21 protein-coding genes and 1 tRNA gene are annotated in these 23,539 nt (G+C 66.0%); 16 read left to right on the top strand and 6 right to left on the bottom strand.

The window, feature by feature from the left end:
• The first annotated feature begins 200 nt into the window (after positions 1 to 200).
• The 4 genes from GRI99_RS07570 to GRI99_RS07555 are packed head-to-tail and all read left to right on the top strand — an operon-like array spanning position 201 to position 3,418.
• Positions 201 to 386: a hypothetical protein gene (locus GRI99_RS07570; RefSeq protein WP_160771410.1), complete on the top strand. Its 186-nt coding sequence runs from the start codon at positions 201 to 203 to the stop codon at positions 384 to 386.
• A gap of 40 nt (positions 387 to 426) precedes the next feature.
• On the top strand, positions 427 to 1,218 hold the full coding sequence (trpA, locus tag GRI99_RS07565; RefSeq protein ID WP_160771409.1) for a tryptophan synthase subunit alpha: 792 nt from the start codon (positions 427 to 429) through the stop codon (positions 1,216 to 1,218).
• Positions 1,215 to 2,066: an acetyl-CoA carboxylase, carboxyltransferase subunit beta gene (gene accD / locus GRI99_RS07560; protein ID WP_160771408.1), complete on the top strand. Its 852-nt coding sequence runs from the start codon at positions 1,215 to 1,217 to the stop codon at positions 2,064 to 2,066. The genes trpA and accD overlap by 4 nt, the downstream gene beginning before the upstream one ends.
• A 5-nt stretch (positions 2,067 to 2,071) precedes the next feature.
• Positions 2,072 to 3,418 carry a glutamate ligase domain-containing protein gene (locus GRI99_RS07555; protein ID WP_160771407.1) on the top strand — a complete coding sequence of 449 codons (1,347 nt, stop codon included), beginning with the start codon at positions 2,072 to 2,074 and terminating at the stop codon, positions 3,416 to 3,418.
• Between the two features lie 10 nt (positions 3,419 to 3,428).
• Here GRI99_RS07555 and GRI99_RS07550 read toward each other — a convergent pair whose 3' ends face one another.
• Positions 3,429 to 4,778 (bottom strand): AmpG family muropeptide MFS transporter, encoded by a 1,350-nt coding sequence (locus tag GRI99_RS07550; RefSeq protein WP_237438185.1) that lies wholly within the window; start codon positions 4,776 to 4,778, stop codon positions 3,429 to 3,431.
• Positions 4,779 to 5,521: 743 nt separating this feature from the next.
• Between GRI99_RS07550 and GRI99_RS07545 the strand changes: the two genes are divergently transcribed.
• Together GRI99_RS07545 and rsmD are read left to right on the top strand one after the other, a co-directional pair.
• The gene (locus GRI99_RS07545; protein ID WP_160771406.1) at positions 5,522 to 6,376 is read left to right on the top strand and encodes a pseudouridine synthase; all 855 of its coding nucleotides are present in this window, start codon (positions 5,522 to 5,524) and stop codon (positions 6,374 to 6,376) included.
• Positions 6,373 to 6,921, top strand: a complete 549-nt coding sequence (rsmD, locus tag GRI99_RS07540; protein WP_160771405.1) for a 16S rRNA (guanine(966)-N(2))-methyltransferase RsmD — start codon at positions 6,373 to 6,375, stop codon at positions 6,919 to 6,921. The genes GRI99_RS07545 and rsmD overlap by 4 nt, the downstream gene beginning before the upstream one ends.
• On the opposite strand, the gene GRI99_RS07535 is transcribed toward rsmD, so the two are convergent.
• On the bottom strand, positions 6,918 to 8,204 hold the full coding sequence (locus GRI99_RS07535) for an MFS transporter (RefSeq protein ID WP_160771404.1): 1,287 nt from the start codon (positions 8,202 to 8,204) through the stop codon (positions 6,918 to 6,920). The two genes, rsmD and GRI99_RS07535, sit on opposite strands and share 4 nt — an antisense overlap.
• 108 nt (positions 8,205 to 8,312) lie before the next feature.
• Positions 8,313 to 8,609 (bottom strand): hypothetical protein, encoded by a 297-nt coding sequence (locus tag GRI99_RS07530; protein WP_160771403.1) that lies wholly within the window; start codon positions 8,607 to 8,609, stop codon positions 8,313 to 8,315.
• Between the two features lie 129 nt (positions 8,610 to 8,738).
• On the opposite strand from GRI99_RS07530, the gene GRI99_RS07525 reads away from it, so the two are divergent.
• Complete coding sequence (locus GRI99_RS07525; protein ID WP_160771402.1) at positions 8,739 to 11,036, top strand: UvrD-helicase domain-containing protein; 2,298 nt, start codon at positions 8,739 to 8,741, stop codon at positions 11,034 to 11,036.
• A 22-nt stretch (positions 11,037 to 11,058) separates the two neighbouring features.
• On the opposite strand, the gene GRI99_RS07520 is transcribed toward GRI99_RS07525, so the two are convergent.
• Together GRI99_RS07520 and GRI99_RS07515 are read right to left on the bottom strand one after the other, a co-directional pair.
• The gene (locus tag GRI99_RS07520; RefSeq protein ID WP_160771401.1) at positions 11,059 to 12,495 is read right to left on the bottom strand and encodes a DEAD/DEAH box helicase; all 1,437 of its coding nucleotides are present in this window, start codon (positions 12,493 to 12,495) and stop codon (positions 11,059 to 11,061) included.
• A gap of 140 nt (positions 12,496 to 12,635) precedes the next feature.
• Positions 12,636 to 13,199, bottom strand: a complete 564-nt coding sequence (locus GRI99_RS07515; protein WP_160771400.1) for a hypothetical protein — start codon at positions 13,197 to 13,199, stop codon at positions 12,636 to 12,638.
• A gap of 127 nt (positions 13,200 to 13,326) precedes the next feature.
• On the opposite strand from GRI99_RS07515, the gene GRI99_RS07510 reads away from it, so the two are divergent.
• Together GRI99_RS07510 and GRI99_RS07505 are read left to right on the top strand one after the other, a co-directional pair.
• The gene (locus GRI99_RS07510) at positions 13,327 to 14,757 is read left to right on the top strand and encodes an FAD-binding oxidoreductase (RefSeq protein WP_160771399.1); all 1,431 of its coding nucleotides are present in this window, start codon (positions 13,327 to 13,329) and stop codon (positions 14,755 to 14,757) included.
• Positions 14,758 to 14,865: 108 nt separating this feature from the next.
• Positions 14,866 to 15,633 carry a SapC family protein gene (locus GRI99_RS07505; RefSeq protein ID WP_160771398.1) on the top strand — a complete coding sequence of 256 codons (768 nt, stop codon included), beginning with the start codon at positions 14,866 to 14,868 and terminating at the stop codon, positions 15,631 to 15,633.
• 231 nt (positions 15,634 to 15,864) lie between these two features.
• Here the strand turns inward: GRI99_RS07505 and GRI99_RS07500 are convergent, their stop codons facing one another.
• The gene (locus GRI99_RS07500; RefSeq protein WP_160771397.1) at positions 15,865 to 16,803 is read right to left on the bottom strand and encodes an N-formylglutamate amidohydrolase; all 939 of its coding nucleotides are present in this window, start codon (positions 16,801 to 16,803) and stop codon (positions 15,865 to 15,867) included.
• Positions 16,804 to 16,941: 138 nt separating this feature from the next.
• Here GRI99_RS07500 and cpdR point away from each other — a divergent pair, with 138 nt between their 5' ends.
• The 7 genes from cpdR (at position 16,942) to GRI99_RS07465 (ending at position 23,532) form a co-directional block, all read left to right on the top strand.
• Positions 16,942 to 17,316: a cell cycle two-component system response regulator CpdR gene (gene cpdR / locus GRI99_RS07495; protein WP_160771396.1), complete on the top strand. Its 375-nt coding sequence runs from the start codon at positions 16,942 to 16,944 to the stop codon at positions 17,314 to 17,316.
• A gap of 63 nt (positions 17,317 to 17,379) precedes the next feature.
• A tRNA-Val gene (locus GRI99_RS07490) sits at positions 17,380 to 17,454 on the top strand.
• A 93-nt stretch (positions 17,455 to 17,547) separates the two neighbouring features.
• Entirely contained in the window at positions 17,548 to 18,609 is a 1,062-nt protein-coding gene (locus tag GRI99_RS07485; RefSeq protein ID WP_160771395.1) for a type III polyketide synthase, read from the top strand.
• Complete coding sequence (locus GRI99_RS07480) at positions 18,599 to 19,285, top strand: methyltransferase domain-containing protein (protein ID WP_160771394.1); 687 nt, start codon at positions 18,599 to 18,601, stop codon at positions 19,283 to 19,285. Before GRI99_RS07485 ends, GRI99_RS07480 begins: the two co-directional genes overlap by 11 nt.
• A complete protein-coding gene (locus tag GRI99_RS07475; RefSeq protein WP_160771393.1) occupies positions 19,264 to 20,364 on the top strand; it encodes an NAD(P)/FAD-dependent oxidoreductase in 1,101 nt (366 codons plus the stop codon). The genes GRI99_RS07480 and GRI99_RS07475 overlap by 22 nt, the downstream gene beginning before the upstream one ends.
• A 60-nt stretch (positions 20,365 to 20,424) precedes the next feature.
• A complete protein-coding gene (locus GRI99_RS07470) occupies positions 20,425 to 21,654 on the top strand; it encodes an NADP-dependent isocitrate dehydrogenase (RefSeq protein WP_160771392.1) in 1,230 nt (409 codons plus the stop codon).
• Between the two features lie 114 nt (positions 21,655 to 21,768).
• Positions 21,769 to 23,532, top strand: a complete 1,764-nt coding sequence (locus tag GRI99_RS07465) for a cation:proton antiporter domain-containing protein (RefSeq protein ID WP_160771391.1) — start codon at positions 21,769 to 21,771, stop codon at positions 23,530 to 23,532.
• Positions 23,533 to 23,539 lie beyond the last annotated feature (7 nt).

Raw genomic sequence — 23,539 nt, 5'->3', positions numbered from 1 at the left:
TGGCGCTCTCATTGGTTGGATAACTGACTCGGCAGTTGAGCTACCGACTATTCCATATAAAGACCTAGCTTCCTTTTTCGGGTTTGAATCTCTTTTGGCCCAAGCCATCCTGCTCGTCCCCCTCTTTGCCGCCATTCTCGTTGGCAGCCGCCGAAACTTCGGTTCGACTTAATGATTGCCCGAATGCTCGGACAAGGTTTGTGAACGGCAACCGCCCTCTCCTGATAGCCGGTGTCGTCGCCACCATGGCCGCCTGGGGCTCCTGGCAGTTGATGGAGACGGTGCCGGACTACTCGCCGCCTTCCACGGCCTACTTCTACGGCGGCTACGCGCTTGTGGGCGTGGCGCTGGTGCTGTTCTATCTCGGGTGGACCAGACGCAGCTAGGCCTTGCCGTTTGCGCGCTTCCTCTGCATGGGCGATTGCCATGACCCGTTTCCAAACCGCCTTTACCGCCAACCGCTCCGCGCTCGTGTGTTTCATCACCGCAGGCGATGGTGACACCGCCGCCAACCTCGACGCACTCGTCGAAGGAGGCGCGGACGTGATCGAGCTGGGGATGCCGTTTACCGATCCGATGGCCGATGGCCCAGCGATTCAGGCGGCCAACTTGCGCTCGCTCGCCGCCGGCACAAAGACCGCCGACGTGCTGCGCATGGCCGAGGATTTCCGCGAGCGGCACCCAGACATTTCGCTGGTGCTGATGGGCTATGCCAACCCGATGGTCCGCCGGGGGCCGGAATGGTTTGCCGATGCCGCGGCCAAGGCTGGCGTCGATGGCGTGATCTGCGTCGACCTGGCGCCGGAGGAGGACCAGGACCTGGGCCCGGCCCTGCGCGCCAAGGGCATCTGCCCCATTCGCCTGGCCACCCCCACCACCGATGCCAAGCGCCTGCCACGCGTGCTCGATGGGTCGAGCGGGTTCCTCTATTACGTCTCGGTTGCCGGCATCACCGGCAAGCAGCAGGCCGCCATCGGCTCGATCGAGGAGAACGTGGCCCGCATCAAGCAGCACACAGATCTGCCCGTGGCGGTGGGCTTCGGCGTGCGCACACCCGACCAGGCCGCAGCCATTGCCCGGGTGGCCGATGGCGTAGTGATCGGTTCCGCCCTGATCGATATCGTTGCCGAACTGGGCAACCATGCGCCCGACAAGCTGCGCGAGCTGGTTTCCAGCCTTGCCAAGGCGGTGCATGATGCGCGAAAGGACCCCGCATGAGCTGGCTTTCCCGTGTCCGCAGCGCGCTCCCCTCGTTCGGGGCCAAGCGCGAAACGCCTGACAACCTGTGGACCAAGTGTCCGCGCTGTCAGGAGATGCTGTTCACCCGCGAGTACGAGGCGAACCTGTCGGTCTGCCCGCGCTGCGAACACCACGGCCGCATCGGTGCCGATGCACGGCTCGAGCAGTTGCTCGATCCCGGCTTCACCCTGCTGCCCGATCCCGTGGTGGCGGAAGACCCGCTGAAGTTCCGCGATACCAAGCGCTATACCGAGCGCCTGAAGGCCGCCCGAGCCGCCTCCACCCACGCCGATGCCTTCACCGCCGCCTATGGCAGCATCGAGGGCCTGCGCGCCGTGGTGGGCGTGCAGGACTTCACCTTCATGGGTGGATCAATGGGCATGGCCGTGGGCAATGCTTTCTGCGCCGCAGCCCGCAAGGCGCTGGATGAGCGTTGCGGCTTCATCTGCGTGACCGCTGCCGGCGGCGCGCGGATGCAGGAAGGCATCCTCAGCCTCATGCAGATGCCGCGCGCCACGGTGATGACGCGGCGGCTGAAGGAAGCCGGCCTGCCTTATATCGTGGTGCTGGCCGACCCGACGACCGGCGGCGTGACCGCCAGCTATGCCATGCTGGGCGATGTCCACATTGCCGAGCCGGGTGCGCTGATCGGCTTTGCCGGCCAGCGGGTGATCCAGGAAACCATCCGCGAGAAGCTGCCCGAAGGCTTCCAGCGCGCCGAATACCTGCACAAGCACGGCATGGTGGACATGGTGGTGCACCGCAAGGACCTGCGCGAGACGCTGGCCCAGCTGCTCAGCTACCTGGCGCCGCGCAAGGCGGCCTGACAGCCGTGAAAGACTTCGCATCGTCCGGCAGCCCCGCCGTCCAGGCGCAGCTTGACCGGCTATCCGCCCTGTCGCTGCCGCAGGGCCGCATCGGGCTGGAGGTGATCCACGACATCCTTGATCGCCTCGGCAATCCGGAACGCAACCTGCCGCCGGTTTTCCATGTGGCGGGCACCAACGGCAAGGGCAGCACCTGCGCCTACTTGCGCGCCATGCTGGAAGCCCAGGGGCTGACGATCCACGTCGCCACCAAGCCGCACCTGGTGCGCTATAACGAGCGCATCCGTGTGGCGGGCTCACTGATTTCCGACGAGCTTCTGGCCGAACTGCTGCAGGAAGTTCTCGATATTTCCGAAGACCTTGGCCCAAGCTTCTTCGAAGTGACTACAGCAGCCACCTTGCTTGCTTTTGCCCGCATTCCGGCCGATGCCTGCGTGATCGAGGTGGGCCTTGGGGGGCGCCTGGATGCCACCAACGTCATGGTAAGGCCCGCCGCCTGCGGCATCGCCAGCCTGGGCGTGGATCACGAGGCCTTCCTGCTCACGCCCGAGGAAGGCGCGCCCGATCCGGCCAATCCGATGGTCCGCGTCGCGTTCGAGAAGGTCGGCATCCGCCGCGCCGGGTCACCGATGGTTACGCAGGATTACCGGCCCGACATGGAAGCCATGATCGCGGACCTGTGCGCCCAAACCGGCGCGCCGCTGTTCCGGCGTGGGCACGAGTGGTTCGCCGAGGTCAGTGACGGCGACATCACCTATCGCGATGCGAAGGGCGAACTGGCCCTGCCCCTGCCGCAGATGCCCGGCAGCCATCAGGGCGACAACGCTGCGCTGGCGGTGGGAATGCTGCGCCACCAGGACGAGGTTGCGGTCAGCCCCGAGGCAATGGCGCAAGGCATCCGCACGGCGCATTGGCCCGCGCGCCTGCAACGGCTGGGTCACGGGCCGCTGACGGCGCGCATTCCCGGTGCCATGTTCCTGCTCGATGGCGGGCACAACCCCGACGCGGCGCTGGCGATGGCGAAGTTCCTCGACAGCCGCGCTGCCAAGCCTGTCCGGGCGATCATGGGCATGCTCAGCGCCAAGGACGCGCGCACGACGCTGCGCACCATTGCCCCGCACCTCGCCAGCTTTACTGCCATCCCTATCGAGGGGAGCGATTATCACCCGCTGGACGATCTGGCGGCCCTCGCGTCCGAAGCGGGCGTGGCGCAGGTAGGCACCGCCCCCTCGCTCGAGGCTGCGCTGGACAAGCTGGCCGCCGACTTTGACGGCCAGGGTACGGTGCTGATCACCGGCTCGCTCTACCTCGCCGGCCAGGTGCTCAAGGCCAACGGCGAGATCCCGGACTAGTCCCGCTGCCTCAGTGCGGCGTATCGACGTTCCCGTCCTCACCTCCGCCGGCGGTGCCCATTGCGGCATCGACCAGCCCGGTGCGCATCATCCACCAGAACAGCACGATGCCCGGGAGCGCCAGTACGGTGGTGAGGACATAGAAGTTGAAATAGCCCATGTCCTCGATCAGCGTGCCCGCCGTGGTGCCGGTGATGAACCGGCCAACGATGCTGGAACCTGCCGAGATCAGCGCATACTGCGCCGCCGTGAACCTGAGGTCGCACAGCGCCGAGAAATAGGCCACCACCACCACTCCGCCGTAACCGCTGGCGAAGTTTTCGAAGCCGATCGCGGCGGCCATGCCCAGGTTGCTCTTGCCCGCCGCCGCCAGGAAGGCGAACGACAGGTTGGACACCGCCATCAGCACCAGGCTGATCAGCACCGATTTCTTCAGGCCCAGCCGGGCATAGATCACCCCGCCCACGAACACCCCGATGATTAGCGCCCAGAAGCCCACGCCAATGTCATAGATGGCGATCTCGTCATTGGTGAAGCCAAGGTCGTCGAACAGCAGCCGGAACGTAAGGTTAGCCAGCGTGTCGCCGATCTTATGGACCAGGATGAACAGCAGCACCATCAAAGCCCCGCTGCGACGGAAGAACTCCACGAACGGCCCGGAAACGGATTGCCACATCTCGGCCATACCCTTGCGGGCAATTTCCACCTTGCGGCGCGGAGGCTCACCCAGCACCAGCGCGGTGATCATCGCCGGCAGGGCAAAACCGGCGCAGGCGATATAGGCCGCCTGCCAGCCCATCCGGTCCGCCACCACCAGCGCCGTGGCGCCGGCCGCAGCAGCACCGATGCGCCAGCCGTATTGGCTCATCCCCGAGCCGGTGCCGAGTTGGTAGGGCTTCAGCGTTTCGATCCGGTAAGCATCGATAATGATGTCGAAGGTGGCCCCGGCGATCCCCACCAGCACGGCGGAAACGGCGGTCCACCAGATATCGTCCGCCGGGCGGGCCAGCGCGAGGTTGATGACAGCCGCCATGACCAGCAGGCCTACCACCAGCATCCACGAGACGCGCTGCCCCAGCCGGCCGATAACCGGCAGGCGCACGCCGTCTACCACCCAGGCCCACAGGAATTTGAGATTGTAGACCAGGAACGCCAGCGAGAAGGCGGTGACCGTGCTCTTGTCGATCCCGTCCTGCGCCAGCCGCGTGGTCAGCGTGGCGGCGATCATGGCGAAGGGGAAGCCCGACGAAATGCCCAGGAAGAAGGCCGCCAGCGATTCCTTTTCAAGGTACGGCTTGACCGACCGCCATGCCCCGCGCGGTTCAACCGCCACCCCGTCCACCATTCGCCGAACCCTCATTTGTAATCGGCAGCCACATTACCCGCATTGGCGGCCCTGGGAAGCTGCAAGTCGTGTTTTGGCATGCCTCCATGGTCCCGCAGAAGGCCAAATACGGTGAAGCGATGTGACCAAGGCAGATTCCCTACGTCGATACGAAGAGAATCATGGTAACAATACGTATGGCGGGAGGGCCTGGCTGGCTTGTCCACTTTTTGGGGAGCCTATCATGTTCGCAAAGGTTGTGTGCCGCACCCTGGGTCATCGCGTGAACAGGCGGCGGGTCAAGTTCAACGAGGGGACATTCACCGGCCATTGCCAACGGTGCGGGATGGCTATGGTGCGCGAACCGGAAGGCTGGCGCCCGGCGGCCGGGGGCGCTTGAACGCCGCCTATCGCCTGCTCAACGGCGTGTAACGTATCTTTATTGCTGGTAAGGTAACCCTGTCCCTTGGCGGTTGGTTCACAGCCCATCCCCAACGGGGATCGGCGGCAACGCGCCTGTTGGGGAGGCCTTTTAGAACCATGTTGAGCAAGTTTTTGTGCCTGGTCTCGGGTCATCGGGTGGAAAGCCGTAAGGTTCGTTACGATGGCCATACGTTCCATGGTCGCTGCCGCCGCTGCCAATGCCGCCTGGAGCGCGCACCAGCGGGCTGGGTGCCTGAACAGGACAAGGCCGGAGAAGCCATCTCCTGATCCATTGATCACGGGGGGCTTGCGCCAGCACACTTGCTGCATGGGTGCTGCGCCCCTAAGGCGCTGGGATGGCCCGCCCTCCTGCCAAACCGCCAGCCCGCCCCACCCGCCGCCCTGCCAGGCCCGCGCCGCGCAAAGCTGCACTCCCGCAGCCGGCTGCGCCATCGGGACCCCCGCGAGAGGGTGACCGCATTGCCAAGCTGCTCGCCCGGGCCGGGATTGCCAGCCGCCGCGAGGTGGAACGGATGATCGAGGCCCGGCGCATCAAGCTGGATGGCGAAGTGCTGACCACGCCCGCCACCGTGCTCACCAGCCTGAAGGGCGTCACGGTGGACGACAAGCCCGTGGCCAAGCCCGAACGCACTCGCCTGTTCGTGTTCCACAAGCCCGCCGGGCTGATCACCGCGGAGCGCGATCCCACGGGCCGCCCCACCATCTACACCGCGCTGCGCAATGCGCTGCCCGAGGGCACGCCGCGGGTGATGCCGGTGGGTCGCCTCGACTTCAACACCGAGGGCCTGCTGCTGCTGACCAACGATGGCGGGCTGAAGCGGGCGCTGGAACTGCCCAGCAGCGGGATCGAGCGGACCTATCGCGCACGCACGTTCGGCGAGATCAGCCAGGCCCAGCTCGAGGAACTGATCCACGGCATCGAGATCGAAGGCGTGCGCTATGGCAAGATCGACGCCAACATGGAACGGCGCACCGGCCGCAATCAGTGGATCGAACTGACGCTGACCGAAGGCAAGAACCGCGAAGTGCGCCGGGTGCTGGAACACTTCGGCCTGGAAGTCAGCCGCCTGCTGCGCACCGCCTATGGCCCCTACCAACTGGGTGATCTGCCGCGTGGCCAGGCCTACGAGCTGAAGAAGCACGAGATCGAGCCGTTCCTCTCGCAACTGAAGAAGCAGGGCCTGCTGTGAGAATCATCGCGGGCGAGTGGAAGCGCCGCCTGCTGCGCGCGCCGGAGGGTGATGCCACCCGCCCCACGGCGGACCGGGTGCGTGAAACGCTATTCTCCATGCTGGTCAGCCGGCTCGGCGATTTCGAGGGGCTGAAGGTGGCGGACCTGTTCGCCGGATCGGGCGCGCTGGGGCTGGAGGCACTCAGCCGCGGGGCCGCTTCATGCCTGTTCGTGGAGCAGGACGCTGCCGCCCTCCGTGCCCTGCGCGCCAACATCGCTGCCGTGCAGGCGCAAGCCCGGTGTGACGTGCGCGCGTCCTCGGTCCTCTCGCTCGGCCCGGCGAAGGAGCCGCTGGACCTGATCCTGCTGGATCCGCCCTATCACACCGGTGCGGGCAGCGTGGCGCTCGACAAGCTGGGCCGCCTGGGCTGGATCGGCCCCGCCACCTGGATCTCGCTGGAAACTGCCGCGAACGAGGACGTGAAGGTCAAGGGCCTGACGGTCCAAAGCGACCGCATCGTAGGCAAGGCCCGCCTGTGGCTGCTGCGGCAGGCGGAAGCCTAGGCCGGATCGGCCACCACCGCGCCCGCATGGCGATCTGCTTTCAGGGCCACCAGCCCGACCAGCGTAACCAGCCCGGCGGCTGACAGGATCAGGCCCGACAGGGCAATCTGCCCCTGCCCCGCCAGCGCCGCCGCGCCCAGCGGAGCCAGCGCCCCGCCAATCACCCCGCCGCAGTTGAAGCCGATGGAAATGCCGGTGTAGCGCACGTGGACAGGGAAAGCCGCGCTCATCCACGCGCCCAGCGGGCCATAGACCATGCCGGCCACGAACATCTGCACCGAAAGCAGGGCGAACAGCTCCGCCAGCCCCCCGTATGCCAGCACCGGGCCGAAGGCGAGGCCGGCCAGCGTGGTGACGATCGAGCCGATGATCAGCACCCGGCGGGGCGATGTCGCATCGGCCCACCATGCGGCCACGCCTATACCCACGGCCAGGAACACGTTGGCCACCAGCTGGATCAACAGCACGTCCTCACGTGCGAAGCCGCGCGCGCTGGTCATGTGGCCCAGGGTGAAGGTGGTGCCCAGGTAGAAGATCGCGAAGATCGCGATCACCCCGGCAATGGTGCCCAGCGCCGCGCCCAGGTGATCGCGCAGCAGCACGCCGATCGGCACGCCGGGGGGGTGATCTTTCTCGGCCGCGGCCTGGAAGGCGCTGGTTTCACTCACTTTCAGGCGTACCCACAGGCCCACGCCCACCAGCACGGCGGAAAGAATGAACGGGATGCGCCAGCCCCAGGCATTGAAGTCCTCCTCGGACAACCCCGCACCCAAGGCCAGGAACAGGCCGTTGGCCGCCATGAAGCCCAGCGGCGCGCCGAACTGCGGTGCGCTGGAGAAGCGCCCCACCCAGCCGGGCGGTGCATTTTCCACCGCCAGCAGGCTGGCCCCGCCCCACTCGCCGCCCAGCGCAAAGCCCTGCCCCAGCCGACACAGGCACAGCAGCAGCGCGGCCGGCCAGCCGATCACCTGGTAAGTGGGCAGGAAGCCGATCAGCAGGGTCGAGATGCCCATCAGCAGCAGCGAGGCCACTAGCGTGGACTTGCGGCCCAACCGGTCACCATAGTGGCCGAAGATGATCGCCCCCACCGGCCGCGCCACGAAAGCCAGGCCAAAGCTCATCAGGCTGAACAGCAACTGCGCGCTGGCGCTTTCCGCCGGGAAGAACAGCGGGCCGAATACCAGGGCAGCCGCCGTTGCGTATATGTAGAAGTCGTAGAATTCGACTGTGGTGCCTACCAGCGAGGCGAGCAGGATGCGGCGGTTCTGGCGGATGGGGCTCATGAGGCGCGAGGGGTATGGTCACCTCACCGCACTGTCAAAGGTTTCACCAGATACGACTCGCGGCCCGGCGACTGCTGCCGCCGGGCCCGTATACGCCCGGCCGATCCATCAGCCTGCCGGGTTGGCCGCGCCACTCCTTCGCGTCTCGCTTGCCGGGCGGCCCGGCCAGTGATCCAGCGGCACGTTGCCGAAGTTCAGGCCCGCCTCGCGCGGGTTGATGCAGCCATCGGTCAGGCCTTGCCGGCACACTTCATAAGTGCGGCCTTCTACGGAAACCCTGGTTGCGCGACCGCGTGCGTCTCGCTCCACCACCGATGCGGTGGCCGTGGTGGTCGTGGCGGTCTGGGCGATGGCGGGCGCTATAGCGATTGACGCCAGCAGGGCGGTAGCAATCAGGGTACGCATGGGTTTGTCTCCTCCAGCTTCCCGTCCGAAGGGTAACCCGACAACGGGCGGTTCCGGCAATCGGTTCCACCGCCTCGGCACACCGCACCGCCCTTGCACGAGGGGCCAGCGTTCCCTAGTTGTTCACGGGTGAACCAGCCCCCTGCCCTGCCCGATTCCGCCGTCCCAGACTGGTTGCAGCGCCTCAACCCGCCGCAGCGCGAGGCGGTGCTGACAACCGAAGGCCCGGTGCTGATGTTGGCCGGGGCCGGCACAGGCAAGACGGCGGCGCTGACCCACCGGCTGGCCCACCTCGTCCGCCAACGGCTCGCCTGGCCCAGCGAGATCCTGTGCGTCACCTTCACCAACCGCGCCGCGCGCGAGATGCGGCACCGCGTAGGGCAACTGATCGGCGATGCGGTGGAAGGGATGCCGTGGCTTGGCACCTTCCATTCCATCTGCGCCCGGATGCTGCGCCGCCACGCCGAACTGGCAGGCCTGCAAAGCAACTTCACCATCATTGACACCGATGACCAGTTGCGGGTGCTGAAGGCGCTGGTCACCGAACTTGGGCTGGACGAGAAGCGCTGGCCCGCCCGCCAGCTTGCCGGCCTGATCGACGGGTGGAAGAACCGCGGCCTCAACCCGGCGGACCTGACGCCGGTGGACAACGAAAGCTACGCCAACGGGCGCGGCCAGCAGGTTTACGAAGCCTACCAGGCGCGGCTGAAGGCACTCAACGCGTGCGATTTCGGTGACCTGATGCTGCACATGCTGAATGTGTTCCGCCAGCACCGCGACGTGCTGGAGCAGTACCAGAACCGCTTCAAGTACATCATGGTGGACGAATACCAGGACACCAATGCCGTCCAGTACCTTTGGCTGCGCCTGCTGGCCCAGAACCGCAAGAACATCTGCGTGGTGGGCGATGATGACCAGTCAATCTATTCGTGGCGCGGGGCGGAAGTGGCCAACATCCTGCGGTTCGAAAAGGACTTTCCCGGCGCGAAAGTGATCCGGCTGGAGCAGAACTATCGCTCCACCCCGCAGATCCTCGCTGCCGCATCGGGCCTAATCGCCAGCAACAGCCAGCGGCTGGGCAAGACGCTGTGGACCGAGCTGAACGCGGGCGAAAAAGTCCGCGTGATCGGCGTGTGGGACGCGCCCGAGGAAGCGCGCCGCGTGGGCGAGGAGATCGAGCGGCTGGAGCGCGAGGGCGCGCCACTGGACGAGGTCGCCATTCTGGTGCGCGCCCAGTACCAGACGCGCGAGTTCGAGGACCGTTTCATCCAGATCGGCCTCAACTATCGCATCGTCGGCGGTTTCCGCTTCTACGAGCGGGCGGAAATCCGCGACGCGCTGGCCTATCTGCGGGTAATCGCCCAGCCGGCCGACGACCTGGCCTTCGAGCGTATCTATAACCAGCCCAAGCGCGGGCTTGGGGCCAAGGCGCTGGAGACGATGTATTCCCATGCGCGGCGCACCGGCATGCCGCTGGCCGCCGCTGCGCTGGACCTGGCCGACAGCGACGAGTTCACCGCCCGCGCCCGCTCGACCGTTGCCGCGCTGATGCAGGATTTCCTGCGTTGGCGACAGATGAGCGAGACGGTGAGCCCGGCCGAACTGCTGCGCACCGTGCTGGCGGAAAGCGGCTATGACGCGATGCTGAAGGCCGACCGCAGCGCCGAGAGCGCCGGGCGCGCCGACAACCTGGTGGAACTGGCGCGCGCGATGGAAGATTATGCCACGCTCAGCGACTTCCTCGAGCATGTCTCCCTCATCATGGACAATGACCGGGCGGACGATGGCGAGAAAGTCACCATCATGACCATGCACGCCGCCAAGGGCCTGGAGTTCAACTACGTCTTCCTGCCCGGGTGGGAGGAAGGCGTATTCCCCAGCCAGCGCGCGCTGGACGAAGGGGGGCTGGCCAGCCTGGAGGAAGAGCGCCGCCTGGCCTATGTCGGCATCACCCGGGCGCGGCGGCGCTGCACCGTGCTGCACGCCGCCAACCGGCGCATCTATGGCCAGTGGACCAGTTCTATCCCCAGCCGCTTCATCGAGGAACTGCCGCCCGAGGCAATCAACCAGGAAACCACGCTGACCGGCGGGGCCAGCCTGTGGCGCGCCAACTGGAGCGAGCAGGAAGACCCCTTCGCCCACGTGGCGCGCGACCGGCCCGACCGGTCATCCAGCCGCGGCCCCGGCTGGCAGCGGGCGCTCTCGACCGGTTACGAAACGAAGCCAGCCCGCGTTCCCGAAACCACCCGCAGCGCCGCCAGCTTCGCCGCGAAGGCACGGACCGACATCACGCTGGGCGCCCAGGTGTTCCACGACAAGTTCGGCGAAGGCACGGTGACAGGACAGGAAGGCAACAAGCTGACCATCCAGTTCGAGACCGCCGGGGAAAAGCGGGTGATCGACAGCTTTGTCCGGCTAGTGGGGTAACAGCCGCTACCGCGCGACGCGGTCAGTTGAAGCCCACGCCCAGGAAACCCGGCATCGGGCCATTCCATTCGCCCGGCTTGGTGGGTGGATCGTTGTCCGCATAGCGGGGGCGGCGATCCTCGCGGGCCGAGGTCTCAACACGCTCGCGGCGCGGTTCGCGCTCACGGCGGGGGGCGGCTTCCACCACCTCCTCCTGCTCCTCCCTCTCTTCCCTGCGCGGACGGCGTTCGCGCTTCGGGCGCTCCTCGCGGGCTTCCTCGCGCGGCGCCTCCTCGCGCTCCTCGCTGCGCCGGCGGCTGGAACGACCCTTGGGGGCAGCCTCCTCGGCCGCTTCGGGCGAAACGCTCGCCCAGTCGAACGGCGGAACCTTCATCTGGGTGAGCTTTTCGACGTTCTCCATCGCCTCGGCATCGGCGGGCGATACCAGGGTGATGGCCCGGCCCTTGGCCCCGGCGCGGCCCGTGCGGCCGATGCGGTGGACGTAATCGTCCGGGTGCCACGGCGTGTCGTAATTGAAGACGTGGCTCACGCCCTTGATGTCAAGCCCGCGCGCGGCGACGTCGGAACAGACGAGAATGTTGACCTCGCCACTCTTGAACAGGTCAAGCTCGGCGATGCGGTTGGCCTGGTCCATGTCGCCGTGGATTTCACCGCTGCGGAAACCGGCCTTGCGCAGGCTCTTGTTAAGGTCGCGCACGGTGGTCTTGCGGTTGGCGAAGATCATCGCCGTCTGCACGTTGTCCACCTGCAGCAGATACTTCAGCGCATCGAGCTTCTTTTTGGCAGAAATCTCCACCTTGAACTGGGCGATGTTGACGTTGGCACTGGCCGCGCGCGCCACTTCGATGCGCTTGGGATTGTCCAGGAACTTGTCCGCCAGCTTCTTGATCGGCGGCGGCATCGTGGCGCTGAACAGCAGCGTCTGGCGCGGCGTGGGCAGCTTTTCGCAGATGAATTCGATATCGGGGATGAACCCCATGTCGAGCATGCGGTCCGCCTCGTCGATCACCAGCAGGTCGCAACCATTCAGCATGATCTTGCCGCGTTCGAACAGGTCCATCAGGCGGCCCGGGGTGGCGATCAGCACGTCCACGCCCTCGTCCAGCGCCTTGACCTGGTCACCCATCTGCACGCCGCCGATCAGCAGCGCCATCTTCAGGTCGTGGTTCTTGCCGTACTTCTCGAAGTTTTCCGACACCTGCATGGCCAGCTCGCGCGTAGGCTCAAGGATGAGCGAACGCGGCATCCGCGCGCGGCGGCGGCCGTTCGCCAGAATGTCGATCATCGGCAGCACGAAGCTGGCCGTCTTGCCCGTGCCGGTCTGCGCGATTGCAATCAGGTCGCGCATCATCTGCACCTGCGGGATCGCTTCTGCCTGGATCGGCGTCGGCTCGGTATAGCCGGCAGATTCCACTGCTTGCAGCAATTCGGGTGACAGGCCGAGATCGGCGAACTTCATAGGCGGCGGGTTTCCGGTAACTGGCCCGCAGCACGACCCGCGGACAGGGGTTGGCATGATCAGGCTTGCAGCCCGACACGCACGATTGCGGCCCTCAAGCACTGCAAGGCGAAAAAGTCAAGAAAATGCCCTGGGGACGATCAGTCGTCCTCGTCCAGCGGCACGATGCGGCGCAAGGTATCGAGCGAACACGAAGCCCCGGCGCGCGATTGCAGCCGGTCACGGTCTACGCACAGGCGCCCGTCATCGCTGGGTTCGAGGTAGAAACCGGAGTAGAATGCCCGGGCATCGCAGCCGCGTTCAAGCGAGGCGGCCAGCACTCGCCGGTTCTCCATGAACAGCAGCAGGCGGTTGTCCGCCGTGGGCATAACGCCCTGAATATTGCCTACCCTGATGCAGCCGGTATGCGATGTTTCGCGCCAGCCCCCCTGGCTGGCACGGCGAGGTACCAGATCCTGCAGCCGCTGGCGCACTTCAGGCGGACTGGGGGAGATGCGGATGATCACCCGCTCCTCGATCCGCACCTGGCCCCAGCTTTCGGGGCGGGCCGCATCCTCCAGCACGCGCAGGGCGGGCGAGGCGACATCGCTGAAGCCAAGTGGAACGCCCACGCCGCGATCCTGCGCCAGCAAGGCGGTGCCGACCAGCAGGGTCGGGGCAAGCATGGCCGTGGCGGCCGCGGTGAGGATAAGCTGCTTCTTCAACGGTCCCACTGTTCCGGCAGGCCCCCCTCGGTCTGCAATACCCCCTTTAGGGGCGGAGCTTGAATAGTGGCTTAACCCGCAGATTGCCCTTGGCAAGCCTGCTGCGCCGCTGGCATGAGCCGGCATCATGCAAGGACACGAGGAATTCACCGCTGCCGCCGCCAGCCTGCTGGGCCCGCGCGGCTTCACGCAAGACCCGGATCTGGTTGATCCGTGGCTGACCGACTGGCGCGGGCGTTATACCGGGCGAGCGCTGGGCCTGGCGTCTCCCGCCTCCACGGCCGAGGTCGCCGCGCTGGTCAAGCTGTGCTCGGCTCAAGGTGTTCCGCTTGTGCCTCAGGGGGGCAATTCGGGCATGAGCGGCGGAGCGACGCCCGATGCCAGCGGCCATGCGCTGGTCGTCTCCCTGCGCCGGATGAATGCCATTACGCGGATTGACGAGCAGGCGCGCGAGATTACCTGCCAGGCGGGCGTGATCCTGCAGGCACTGCACGAGGCAGTCGCCCCGCTGGGCTTGCGTTTCCCGCTGACCCTGGGGGGCAAGGGATCGGCCACGATCGGCGGGCTGATCTCCACCAATGCGGGCGGCACGCAGGTGCTGCGCCACGGATCGATGCGCGCGCAGGTGCTGGGGATCGAGGCCGTGCTGGCCGACGGTTCCGTGTTCGACGCCCTGGTCCCGCTGAAGAAGGACAACCGCGGGTTTGACCTGAAGCAGTTGCTGATCGGTTCGGAGGGGACGCTGGGCGTGATCACCGGGGCCACCTTGCGTCTGCTTCCCGCCCTGGCGGACCGGGCCGTGCTGTGGGCGGGCCTCAACGACATCCGCGCTGCCCGCAAGTTGCTGGTACACACCGAAACGCTGGCGGGTGACGCGCTGGAAGGGTTCGAGGTGATGCCCCGCCACAGTCTCAACGCGGTGCTGGACCACAACCCGCGCGCCCGCAATCCGCTGGCCGGCGATCATGCATGGTACGCCCTGATCGAACTGGTGGCCGATGCCGCCGGTGCAGCCGCCCTGCCCGATCGGGCACAAACCCTGCTGGAGAGTGCCTTTGCCGCAGGGCTGGTGGAAGACGCCACCATCGCCATGAACGAAACCCAGGCCGAGGAATTCTGGGCACTGCGGGACGAGATTGCCCCGGCCGAACGGGCGCTTGGCCCCGCCATGCAGCACGACATTTCCGTGCCGGTGGCGCGCATGGCGGACTTTGTGGCCGAGACACTGCCGCAGGTGGAGGCACGGTTCCCCGGCTGCACCGCAGTGGCCTTCGGTCACCTAGGCGATGGCAATGTCCACTATCACGTACTGGCGCCGCAGGGCGCCGTTCGCGGCGATTGGGAAGCCAGAGAAGGTAAGGAAATCAGTGCCTTCATCCACGATTTGGTGACCGCATGGCAAGGATCGATCAGTGCGGAGCACGGCATTGGCCAGATGAAGGTTGGTGAACTGGCTCGCCTGGCAGATCCGGTGCATCTGGCCATCCTGGCCAGCGTCAAGCGCGCGCTGGACCCCAGGGGGCTGCTCAATCCGGGCAAGCTGATCCCCTCTTCCTAGGGGGGCCTTGCCTAGGACAAGCGGGGGCAGTAAAGCCCGCCGCCTGTCAATTCGGGGGTCCGCCATGCGGCCGGACCGCCTCAATCTTGCGAAATTGGAGAGAATGCTATGGCCAGCGCGCCGAAGTCCGGTCTGCCGATGTGCTACAATGACCTGATGCCCCTCAACTCACAGGAGCATGCCAAGTGGACCGCCCGGCAGGTGGACAAGGCCCCGTGGATTGCCAGCCAGCACGTGGTGCCGTTGACGGTTGAGGAGTTCCCGATGGCGCAGCGCGATTTCCCGATCGTGTTCTCCACCGGCGACAATCCCGTGCCGCTGGCTGTGATGGGTTTGAACGAAGGGACCAACACCTTCTTCGAAAAGGACGGCACGCTGATCGGCATGCCCTACATCCCGGCCTACATTCGCCGCTACCCCTTCCTGCTGGTGAAGATGCGCCAGGACGATGAGAACCTGTCGCTGTGCTTTGATCCCACCAGCGGCCTGCTGGGTGCGTTCGACGACGGTTCGGCGCTGTTCAATGACGATGCCACCCCCACCGCCCACACCCAGGAACTGCTCAACTTCTGCCAGAAGTTCGAGGAAGCGGGCCTGCGCACCAAGGCCTTCGTGGACGAGCTCAACGCACTGGAGCTGCTGATGGAAGGCGAAGTGGCCATCAACCGCGCCGACGGCACCGGCCAGCCCTTCATCTACCGCGGCTTCAAGATGGTCGACGAGAACAAGCTGCGTGAACTGCGCGGTGACCAACTGCGCAAGATGAACGAGAGCGGCATGCTGGGCCTGATCTACGCCCACCTGATGTCGCTGGACCTTCTGCGCGTGGTTTTCGCCCGCGCGACCGACCAGGGTACCGGCCCGGCGCTGGCCTGATCAACCCGCAGATTGCGGACAGATTAACCGGAAGGGCGGCATCGCAGGGTGCCGCCCTTTTTGTATCTGTGCGCGACAATTCTGCCCTTGATTTGCAATGAAGGACGATTACGTCAGGTGCGTCCCCCGGCTCCCCTCATGGTCGGTGGTGACGGATGCACCCAGTGCATTCCTCCCTGAACCTTGGCCGCCTCGTGCCCACAAGCGCGAGGCGGCTTTTTTATGTCCGCGCTATTCGGCCGCCAGGGCCTGGGCCGGACCGGCAAGCTCGTCCACCAGCCGCCGCACCAGCCCGGTGAGCACGTCCACCACCGCCTCCAGCCCGTCGCCCGGCTGGCTCAGCGCGGGGTCGAGATAGGCGGCGCGGCATACTTCCACCTGCAGGGCATGGATCCGCCGCTGCGGCGCGCCATGGCGATCGAGCACGTAGCCGCCCGCATAGGGCCGGTTGTGCGCCGCCCGCCAGCCGTTGCGGGCAAAGTGATCACCCGCCGCCAGCGTCAACCCTGCGGCACAGGAAGAGCCATAGCGGTCTCCGGTGACGAAATCGGGTGCCGGATCGCGCCCGGTCTTCGGTCCCAGCGGCGGCATGGAATGCAGGTCCAGCAGCAGGGCCGCACCCCAGCGGTCGCGCAGCTCTTCCAGCGCCTGGCCCAGTGCGCGATGATAGGGACGGTGGACCAGGTCGATCCTGGCCTCCAGTTCCGCAGCCGGCAACTGCGCGCGCCACAATTCCCCCAGCCCCTGCAGACGGCGCGGAACCAACCCCAGCCCGCTGCGCGCGCGCCGTCCGGCGGCAAGGCGCGGGGTGCCCGCAGGGGGCGCGCCCGCGACCATCTCCCAGTCCATGTCTTCCGGCGCGCGGTTGAGATCGATCAGGGCACGCGGTGCATGGGCCGCCAGCAGTGCCGCCCCGCTGGCCTGCGCAACCCGTGCGGCCAGCAGGTCGGCCAGCCGGTCTTCCAGCCGCAGTGGAGCCTGTTGCGGATGCCGCATCGCGGCCAGCAGCGGCGCGGGATAGGCCCTGCCGGCATGGGGCACCGCGATCAGCACGGGAATTGTCGCCGCGCGTGGCGGGCTGAGCGTAAAGGCGGGCAGGCCTCCCCCATCCGGCAGCACGCCGCCGGGAATGCCTGACGAATCGGGTGATCCTGCCGCTTTCCTGACCATCGCCCCGGTGCTGCAGCCAATCATCCACCAAGTCAAAGGCTGGTGTTCCAAAGCTGGTCACCCGGAAAATCACGCGTGGCGGGAAACAGAAAGTGAATTAGGTCGCTGTCACGCAACACCGAGAGGGGGAAACACGCGATGATCCGGATCCTGCTGGCAGAAGACGATGCAGCCATGCGCGGCTACATCTGCCGCGCACTGGAAAATGCGGGCTATTCCGTGGTGGCGGTCGGCAGTGGCACGGCCGCGCTGCCCCACCTGAAGACCGAGATCTTCGACCTGCTGCTGTCCGACATCGTGATGCCGGAAATGGATGGCATCGAGCTTGCACAATACTGCAATGAAATCAGCCCCACCACCAAGGTGATGTTCATCACCGGCTTCGCGGCGGTTACCCTGCGGGCCAGCCGCGATGCCCCGCACGCCAAGATGCTGTCCAAGCCGTTCCACCTGCGCGATCTGGTGCTTGAAGTGGAGCGGATGTTCGCGGATGCTGTGCCGATGCGCGTCTGAGCGCGCGTAAACCCCTTGAAAGCTGCGGCAGGCGGCGCTAATGGCCCGCCTCTCGAATGGTGCGGGCGTATAGCTCAGTGGTAGAGCACTATGTTGACATCGTAGGGGTCGCAAGTTCAATCCTTGCTACGCCCACCATTCGCTGAACGCTAAAAGCCCGCCTTCTCCGGCGGGTTTTTTGTTGGCCTTCATGGACCTTTTCCACCGGTCACCGGTTCCCTATCAAGAGCCATGGTGTCGCACCCCCCAAAACCGCGGATAACCGCGCTGGCCAGCGCCGTTCCCGCCGGGCAAATCGAAAGCGTGTTTCACGATTGGGCTGCAGGGCAGATCGGCGATGGCCGGCAGCGGACAATTTTTGCCCGCATGGCTGACAGGGCTGGCATTTCCCATCGTTTCAGCGTCCTGGACGGAAGGGAAGGCCGCCCCACAGCGGCAGACTTTTACGCTTCCGACCATTTCCCCACCACGGCAACGCGGATGGCCGTATTTGCCACCGAGGCACCTCGGCTGGCCTTGGATGCCATCGAGGGCCTGGGCGATCTGGGGGGAATCACCCATCTGGTGGTGGCCAGCTGCACCGGCTTCATGGCCCCCGGTCTAGACCAAGTGATTGCCCGGCGGCTTGGCCTTGCGCCAGACGTGGAGCGCGTCTCGATCGGCTTCATGGGTTGCTATGCCGGGATCACCGCGCTGCGCACGGCGGGGCACATTGTCCGCTCCCAGCGGCAGGCTCGCGTGCTGGTGGTGGCCGTGGAACTGTGCACCCTGCACCTGCAACAGACCGACAGTCTTGAAGGCCTGCTGGCCATGCGCCAATTTGCTGACGGGGCGGCTGCAGCGCTGGTCTGTGCCGAGGGGCCTGGCCTGGGCCTTGGTGCCGGCATCAGCCGGGTGCTGGAGGACAGCGCCGACCTGATCACCTGGACCCTGGGCGACACCGGCTTCGCCATGCACTTGTCGGGCGCCGTCCCTGCCCTGCTCGCCAATGCGCTGGACGATGCCAACCTTGCGCCAATTCTGGCCCCTGATGGAGTGACCAGCTTTGCCGTCCACCCCGGGGGCCGCTCGATCCTCGATGCGGTCGAACGCGGCTTGCGCCTGGAAGCAGATTCGCTGATCGTGTCACGCAGCGTTCTCGAGCGCTATGGCAACATGTCGTCGGCCAGTGTGATGTTCGTCCTGCAAGACATGTGGGACCAGCAGCCGCCGGACGGCGTGGCAATCGCGTTCGGGCCCGGTCTGGCGCTTGAGGGGGTTCGGTTTGGCTGGAACGCAGCAAATGCTGGCTGAGCGCCGGCAGACCAATGAATTGATGGACGCAGCGGACCTGCCGCCTGCCACATACGATGCCGTGCTGAGAAGCCTGGCCAGGGTCAACACGATAACCATGGCCGCACGCCCGACCTTTGCATTCCTCGAGCGTGCCCTTGCGCACCGGAATGACTTTTCCCTGCTCGATGTCGGGTTCGGTCATGGCGACATGTTGCGCCGCATCGCCGAATGGGGCCGACGCAAGGGCAAGTCCATGCGACTCGTCGGGGTGGACCTCAACCCCCGCAGCGAGGATGCCGCCCGTGCCGCAACCAATTCGTGGTCGCCCATAACCTTTGTCACCGGCGACTATGCCGAACTGGCCGGCCAGGGCTGGGATTGCATCGTCTCAAGCCTGGTCGCCCATCATATGACGCACGAGCAGCTGGTGGCCTTCCTGCGCTTCATGGAAGCCGAGGCCCGGGCTGGCTGGCTGGTCAACGACCTGCACCGGCACGTCCTCGCCTATTACGGCTATCCCGTGCTGGCCCGGCTGATGGCCTGCCACCCGATCGTGCGGCAGGATGGCCAGACCTCGATCGCCCGTTCCTACCGGCCCGACGAGTGGCCCCCGATCCTGGCTGAAGCCGGGGTTGCCGGTGCCAGCATCAAGCGCGTCTTTCCTTTCCGGCTATGCGTCACCAAGGTCCGCTGATCCTGGGCGCAGGCCCGGCGGGTTGCGCCTGTGCCATCGTCTTGGCACGCGCTGGGGCGCGACCGCTGCTGCTCGACCGTCACGCCGACGCTGGCGATGCCCTGTGCGGCGGCTTCCTGTCATGGCGCAGCGCCAGGCAATTGCAGGCGCTTGACCTGTCGCCCGAGGCACTGGGGGCCCATCGGGTCACGCGCCTGCGCCTGTTTGCCGGCAGGCGCCGGGCCGACGCCCCGCTACCCGCTCCGGCCTGGGGGCTTTCGCGGTACGCGCTGGACAATGCCCTGCGGCAGCGTGCCCTGGCTGCCGGGGCAGACCTGGCGGTGGAGCACGTGCGCGAGGTGGAGAGACTGATGGCCCGGGGCCGCCGGGACTGGCAGGGCTCCGCCCTGTTGTTGGCCACCGGGAAGCATGACGTGCGCGGCCTGCCCCGTCCGCGCACGGCCAGCGATCCGGCGCTGGGCCTGCGCCTGCGACTGTCCCCCTCGGCCACGCTGTCCCGCGAACTGACCGGCATGATCGAGTTGCATCTGTTCAAGGGCGGCTATGCCGGGATCGTCCTGCAGGAGGATGGCACTGCAAACATTTGCCTGGCCGTCAGGAAATCGCTGCTGGCAGGCGCCGGCGGATCGCCGGCAAGGCTGCTTGAGCAACTCGCCAGACAGCACCGCAACTTCGGCGATCGACTGGAGGCGGGCTGGCAGGCAGCGCCCTTGGACAGCGTGGGGAGCGTACCCTACCGCTTCATCGCGCGCGAGACGGTCCCCGGTCTGTTCCGGCTGGGGGACCAGGCGGCGGTCATCCCCTCGCTGGCAGGGGAAGGCATGGGCATTGCTCTCGCCAGCGGCCAGCTTGCGGCGCAGCACTTGCTGGGCGGAGGCGCTGCGGCTGCCCCGGCCTACCAGACCGCCCTCGCCCGCGCCGCATGCCCGCCGCTGGCAGTGGCTGCCGCCGCCCGGGCACTGGCTGAAAATCCGTTGGTCCAGCCGCTGGCGCTCGCCGCCGTACACATCGTGCCCGGCCTGGCCGAACTGCTGATGGCCCGCACGCGGATCGCGCTTCCCCACCTCTCTTGCGCCTGACGGTGCCCCTGCTAAGAGGCGGCCACACCTGTTCAGCCTCTTTCAGCCAAGGACCCGCGCATGGCCAAGATCAAAGTCCAGACCCCGATCGTCGAACTCGACGGCGACGAAATGACCCGCATCATCTGGGAGTGGATCCGCGAACGGCTGATCCTCCCATACCTGGACGTTGAGCTGAAGTATTACGACCTGTCCGTCCAGAAGCGTGACGAGACGGACGACCAGATCACCATCGATGCCGCCAATGCCATCAAGCAGTACGGCGTGGGCGTGAAGTGCGCCACCATCACGCCGGACGAAGCCCGCGTGAAGGAATTCAACCTGAAGGAGATGTACAAGTCTCCCAACGGCACCATCCGCAACATCCTGGGCGGCACCATCTTCCGCGAACCGATCGTGATTTCCAACGTGCCTCGCCTGGTGCCGGGCTGGACCGATCCCATCGTGGTTGGCCGCCATGCCTTCGGCGACCAGTACCGCGCCACCGACTTCCTGGTCCCTAGCCCCGGCAAGCTGCGCCTGGTGTGGGAAGGCGACAACGGCGAAGTTATCGACCGCGAAGTCTACCAGTTCAAGGCCCCCGGCGTGGCCATGTCGATGTACAACCTCGACGATTCGATCCGGGATTTCGCCCGCGCCAGCTTCAACTATGGCATCGACCGCAATTGGCCGGTGTACCTCAGCACCAAGAACACCATCATCAAGAAGTACGATGGCCGCTTCAAGGACCTGTTCGAGGAAGTGTTCAACACCGAGGGCTTCAAGGAGAAGTTCGAGGAATTGGGCATCATATACGAACACCGCCTGATCGACGACATGGTCGCCAGTGCCCTGAAGTGGAGCGGCAAGTTCGTCTGGGCCTGCAAGAACTACGACGGTGACGTGCAGAGCGACGTCGTGGCGCAGGGCTTCGGTTCGCTGGGCCTGATGACCAGCGTGCTGATGACCCCGGACGGCAAGACCGTGGAAGCCGAGGCCGCCCACGGCACCGTTACCCGCCACTATCGCCAGCACCAGCAGGGCAAGGCGACCAGCACCAACCCGATCGCCAGCATCTTCGCCTGGACCCGCGGCCTGATCTATCGTGGCCGGTTCGACAACACGCCGGATGTGGTGGCCTTTGCCGAAACGCTGGAGCGGGTCTGCATCCAGTGCGTGGAAGACGGCAAGATGACCAAGGACCTGGCCCTGCTGATCGGCCCGGACCAGGCCTGGATGACCACGGAGCAGTTCTTCGAGGCAATCCGCGTTGCCCTGGAAGAGGAAATGAAGGCCCAGGGCCTGGGCTGATTCCGGCCCGCCAACCGGCAGACTAACATTCGGGGCGGGAGCTGTTGATCAGCTTCCGCCCTGTTCATTTGTGCATTGCGGCAAGCGGTTGGTCCCTGCCATAGTCGGCGAGCGATGCACGCCGATACCATATCCCCGCTGATGTCCGACGCGCTGGTGATCCTGGGCGCGGCGGGGATTGTCATCCCGCTGTTCGCCCGCTTCCGCATCACGCCGATCATTGGGTTCATCCTGGTAGGCGTGCTTGTGGGGCCCTTCGGCCTGGGTCGCCTGGTGCCGGAGATGCCCTGGCTTTACTGGGTGACAATCAGCAGCACCGAGAGCCTGGCCCCGTTTGCCGAATTCGGCATCATCCTGTTGCTGTTCACGATCGGTCTGGAATTATCCTTCAACCGGTTATGGCAGCTCAGGAAGCTGGTCTTCGGCCTCGGCGCTCTCGAATTGCTGATAATCGGTTCGCTGCTGGCGCTGGCTTTCTTTGCCAACGGCCAGCCGCTGGTGGCCGCTGCTGCCTTGGGCTTTGCCCTGGCCTTCTCCTCCACCGCGCTGGTGCTGCCCATTTCCGGCACCCGCACCCCGGTGGGCCGGGCGGCGCTGTCGATGCTGCTGTTCGAGGATATTATGATCGTGCCGATCATCTTCATCCTCGGCGCGCTTGCTCCCTATGCCGATGCCGAAGGTTTTTCCGGCTTGCTCACCACCCTGTGGCAGGGCGCGCTGGTGGTGCTGGTAATGATGGTGGCAGGACGGTTTTTCCTGCCACGCCTGTTCGCCTCCGCCGCGCGGGCCAAGAGCAGCGAATTGTTCATGGCCGCCAGCCTGCTGGTGGTGCTCACCTCGGCCCTTGCGACCCAGCTCGTCGGCCTGTCGCCCATCGTGGGTGCCCTGATCGCCGGCCTGCTGATCGCCGAGACCGAGTATCATTCCGAGGTCGAGGCAATCATTGATCCGTTCAAGGGCCTGGCCCTGGGCATCTTCCTGATCACCGTGGGCATGGCGATCGACGTCACCATGCTGTGGAGCAACCTGTGGGCCATTGCCGGGGCCGTAGTGGGCGTGCTGGCGCTGAAGGCGGTGGTGACCGGCGTGCTATTGCGCCTGATGGGTGCGCGTGCCGGAACCGCGACCGAGACCGGTATCCTGATGGCCAGCCCTTCCGAAACCTCCCTGATCGTGCTTGCCGCCGCCGCACAGGCCAGCATCGTTAGCGCGGCAACTGCGCAATTCTGGCAGGTGGTGATCGCGCTGGGACTTACCGTCACTCCGCTGCTGGCGCGCCTTGGCAGGGTGGCGGGCCGCAGGGTCGAACCGGCCCCAAGCCTAGACGATGCCGACCATCGCGATGCGACGCCGCGGGTGATCGTGATCGGCCTTGGCCGAGTGGGCCGGCTGGTGGCGGAAATGCTGGACCGCCACGGCAAACCTTACGTCGGCATCGATTCTGATTCAGACATCATCGACCACGCGCGCAACGCCGGTTTCAAGGCGCTCTATGGCAACGCCGCACGCGGTGACCTGCTCGACAAACTGGGCATGGCAGAATGCCCGGCGGTGATCCTGACGATGGACGAGCATGTGCTGGCCCAGCAACTGGTCAGGAAACTGCGCGCTGCCTATCCGGATCTGCCGATCATCGCCCGCGCCCGCGATACATTCCACGCGACTGAACTCTACAAAGCTGGTGCAACCGTGGCCGTGCCGGAGACGTTGGAAAGCAGCCTGCAATTGTCGGAAGCAGCATTGGTGGAGCTGGGCGTAGCCATGGGGCCGGTGATTGCCAGCATCCACGAGAAGCGCGACGAATTCCGCGAACGCATCCAGCAGGACGCCGCCCTGGACGAGAAACCCAAGCTGCGCACCAGTACGGCTGAAAGCTGAAGCCCCG

It is taken from the genome of Alteraurantiacibacter buctensis, assembly GCF_009827655.1.
Classification (GTDB): domain Bacteria; phylum Pseudomonadota; class Alphaproteobacteria; order Sphingomonadales; family Sphingomonadaceae; genus Alteraurantiacibacter; species Alteraurantiacibacter buctensis.
Note: the sequence above shows the minus strand (reverse complement) of the source record. Positions and strands in the feature narration are given on the sequence as shown.

Bases quoted from the DNA above. Each gene is read 5' to 3' on its own strand.
- trpA (WP_160771409.1), top strand. From the start codon at position 427: ATGACCCGTTTCCAAACCGCCTTTACCGCCAACCGCTCCGCGCTCGTG.
- accD (WP_160771408.1), top strand. From the start codon at position 1,215: ATGAGCTGGCTTTCCCGTGTCCGCAGCGCGCTCCCCTCGTTCGGGGCC.
- GRI99_RS07550 (WP_237438185.1), bottom strand. From the start codon at position 4,778: ATGAGGGTTCGGCGAATGGTGGACGGGGTGGCGGTTGAACCGCGCGGG.
- GRI99_RS07545 (WP_160771406.1), top strand. From the start codon at position 5,522: ATGGCCCGCCCTCCTGCCAAACCGCCAGCCCGCCCCACCCGCCGCCCT.
- GRI99_RS07535 (WP_160771404.1), bottom strand. From the start codon at position 8,204: ATGAGCCCCATCCGCCAGAACCGCCGCATCCTGCTCGCCTCGCTGGTA.
- GRI99_RS07530 (WP_160771403.1), bottom strand. From the start codon at position 8,609: ATGCGTACCCTGATTGCTACCGCCCTGCTGGCGTCAATCGCTATAGCG.
- GRI99_RS07520 (WP_160771401.1), bottom strand. From the start codon at position 12,495: ATGAAGTTCGCCGATCTCGGCCTGTCACCCGAATTGCTGCAAGCAGTG.
- GRI99_RS07510 (WP_160771399.1), top strand. From the start codon at position 13,327: ATGCAAGGACACGAGGAATTCACCGCTGCCGCCGCCAGCCTGCTGGGC.
- GRI99_RS07505 (WP_160771398.1), top strand. From the start codon at position 14,866: ATGGCCAGCGCGCCGAAGTCCGGTCTGCCGATGTGCTACAATGACCTG.
- GRI99_RS07500 (WP_160771397.1), bottom strand. From the start codon at position 16,803: ATGGTCAGGAAAGCGGCAGGATCACCCGATTCGTCAGGCATTCCCGGC.
- cpdR (WP_160771396.1), top strand. From the start codon at position 16,942: ATGATCCGGATCCTGCTGGCAGAAGACGATGCAGCCATGCGCGGCTAC.
- GRI99_RS07485 (WP_160771395.1), top strand. From the start codon at position 17,548: ATGGTGTCGCACCCCCCAAAACCGCGGATAACCGCGCTGGCCAGCGCC.
- GRI99_RS07480 (WP_160771394.1), top strand. From the start codon at position 18,599: ATGCTGGCTGAGCGCCGGCAGACCAATGAATTGATGGACGCAGCGGAC.
- GRI99_RS07475 (WP_160771393.1), top strand. From the start codon at position 19,264: ATGCGTCACCAAGGTCCGCTGATCCTGGGCGCAGGCCCGGCGGGTTGC.
- GRI99_RS07470 (WP_160771392.1), top strand. From the start codon at position 20,425: ATGGCCAAGATCAAAGTCCAGACCCCGATCGTCGAACTCGACGGCGAC.
- GRI99_RS07465 (WP_160771391.1), top strand. From the start codon at position 21,769: ATGCACGCCGATACCATATCCCCGCTGATGTCCGACGCGCTGGTGATC.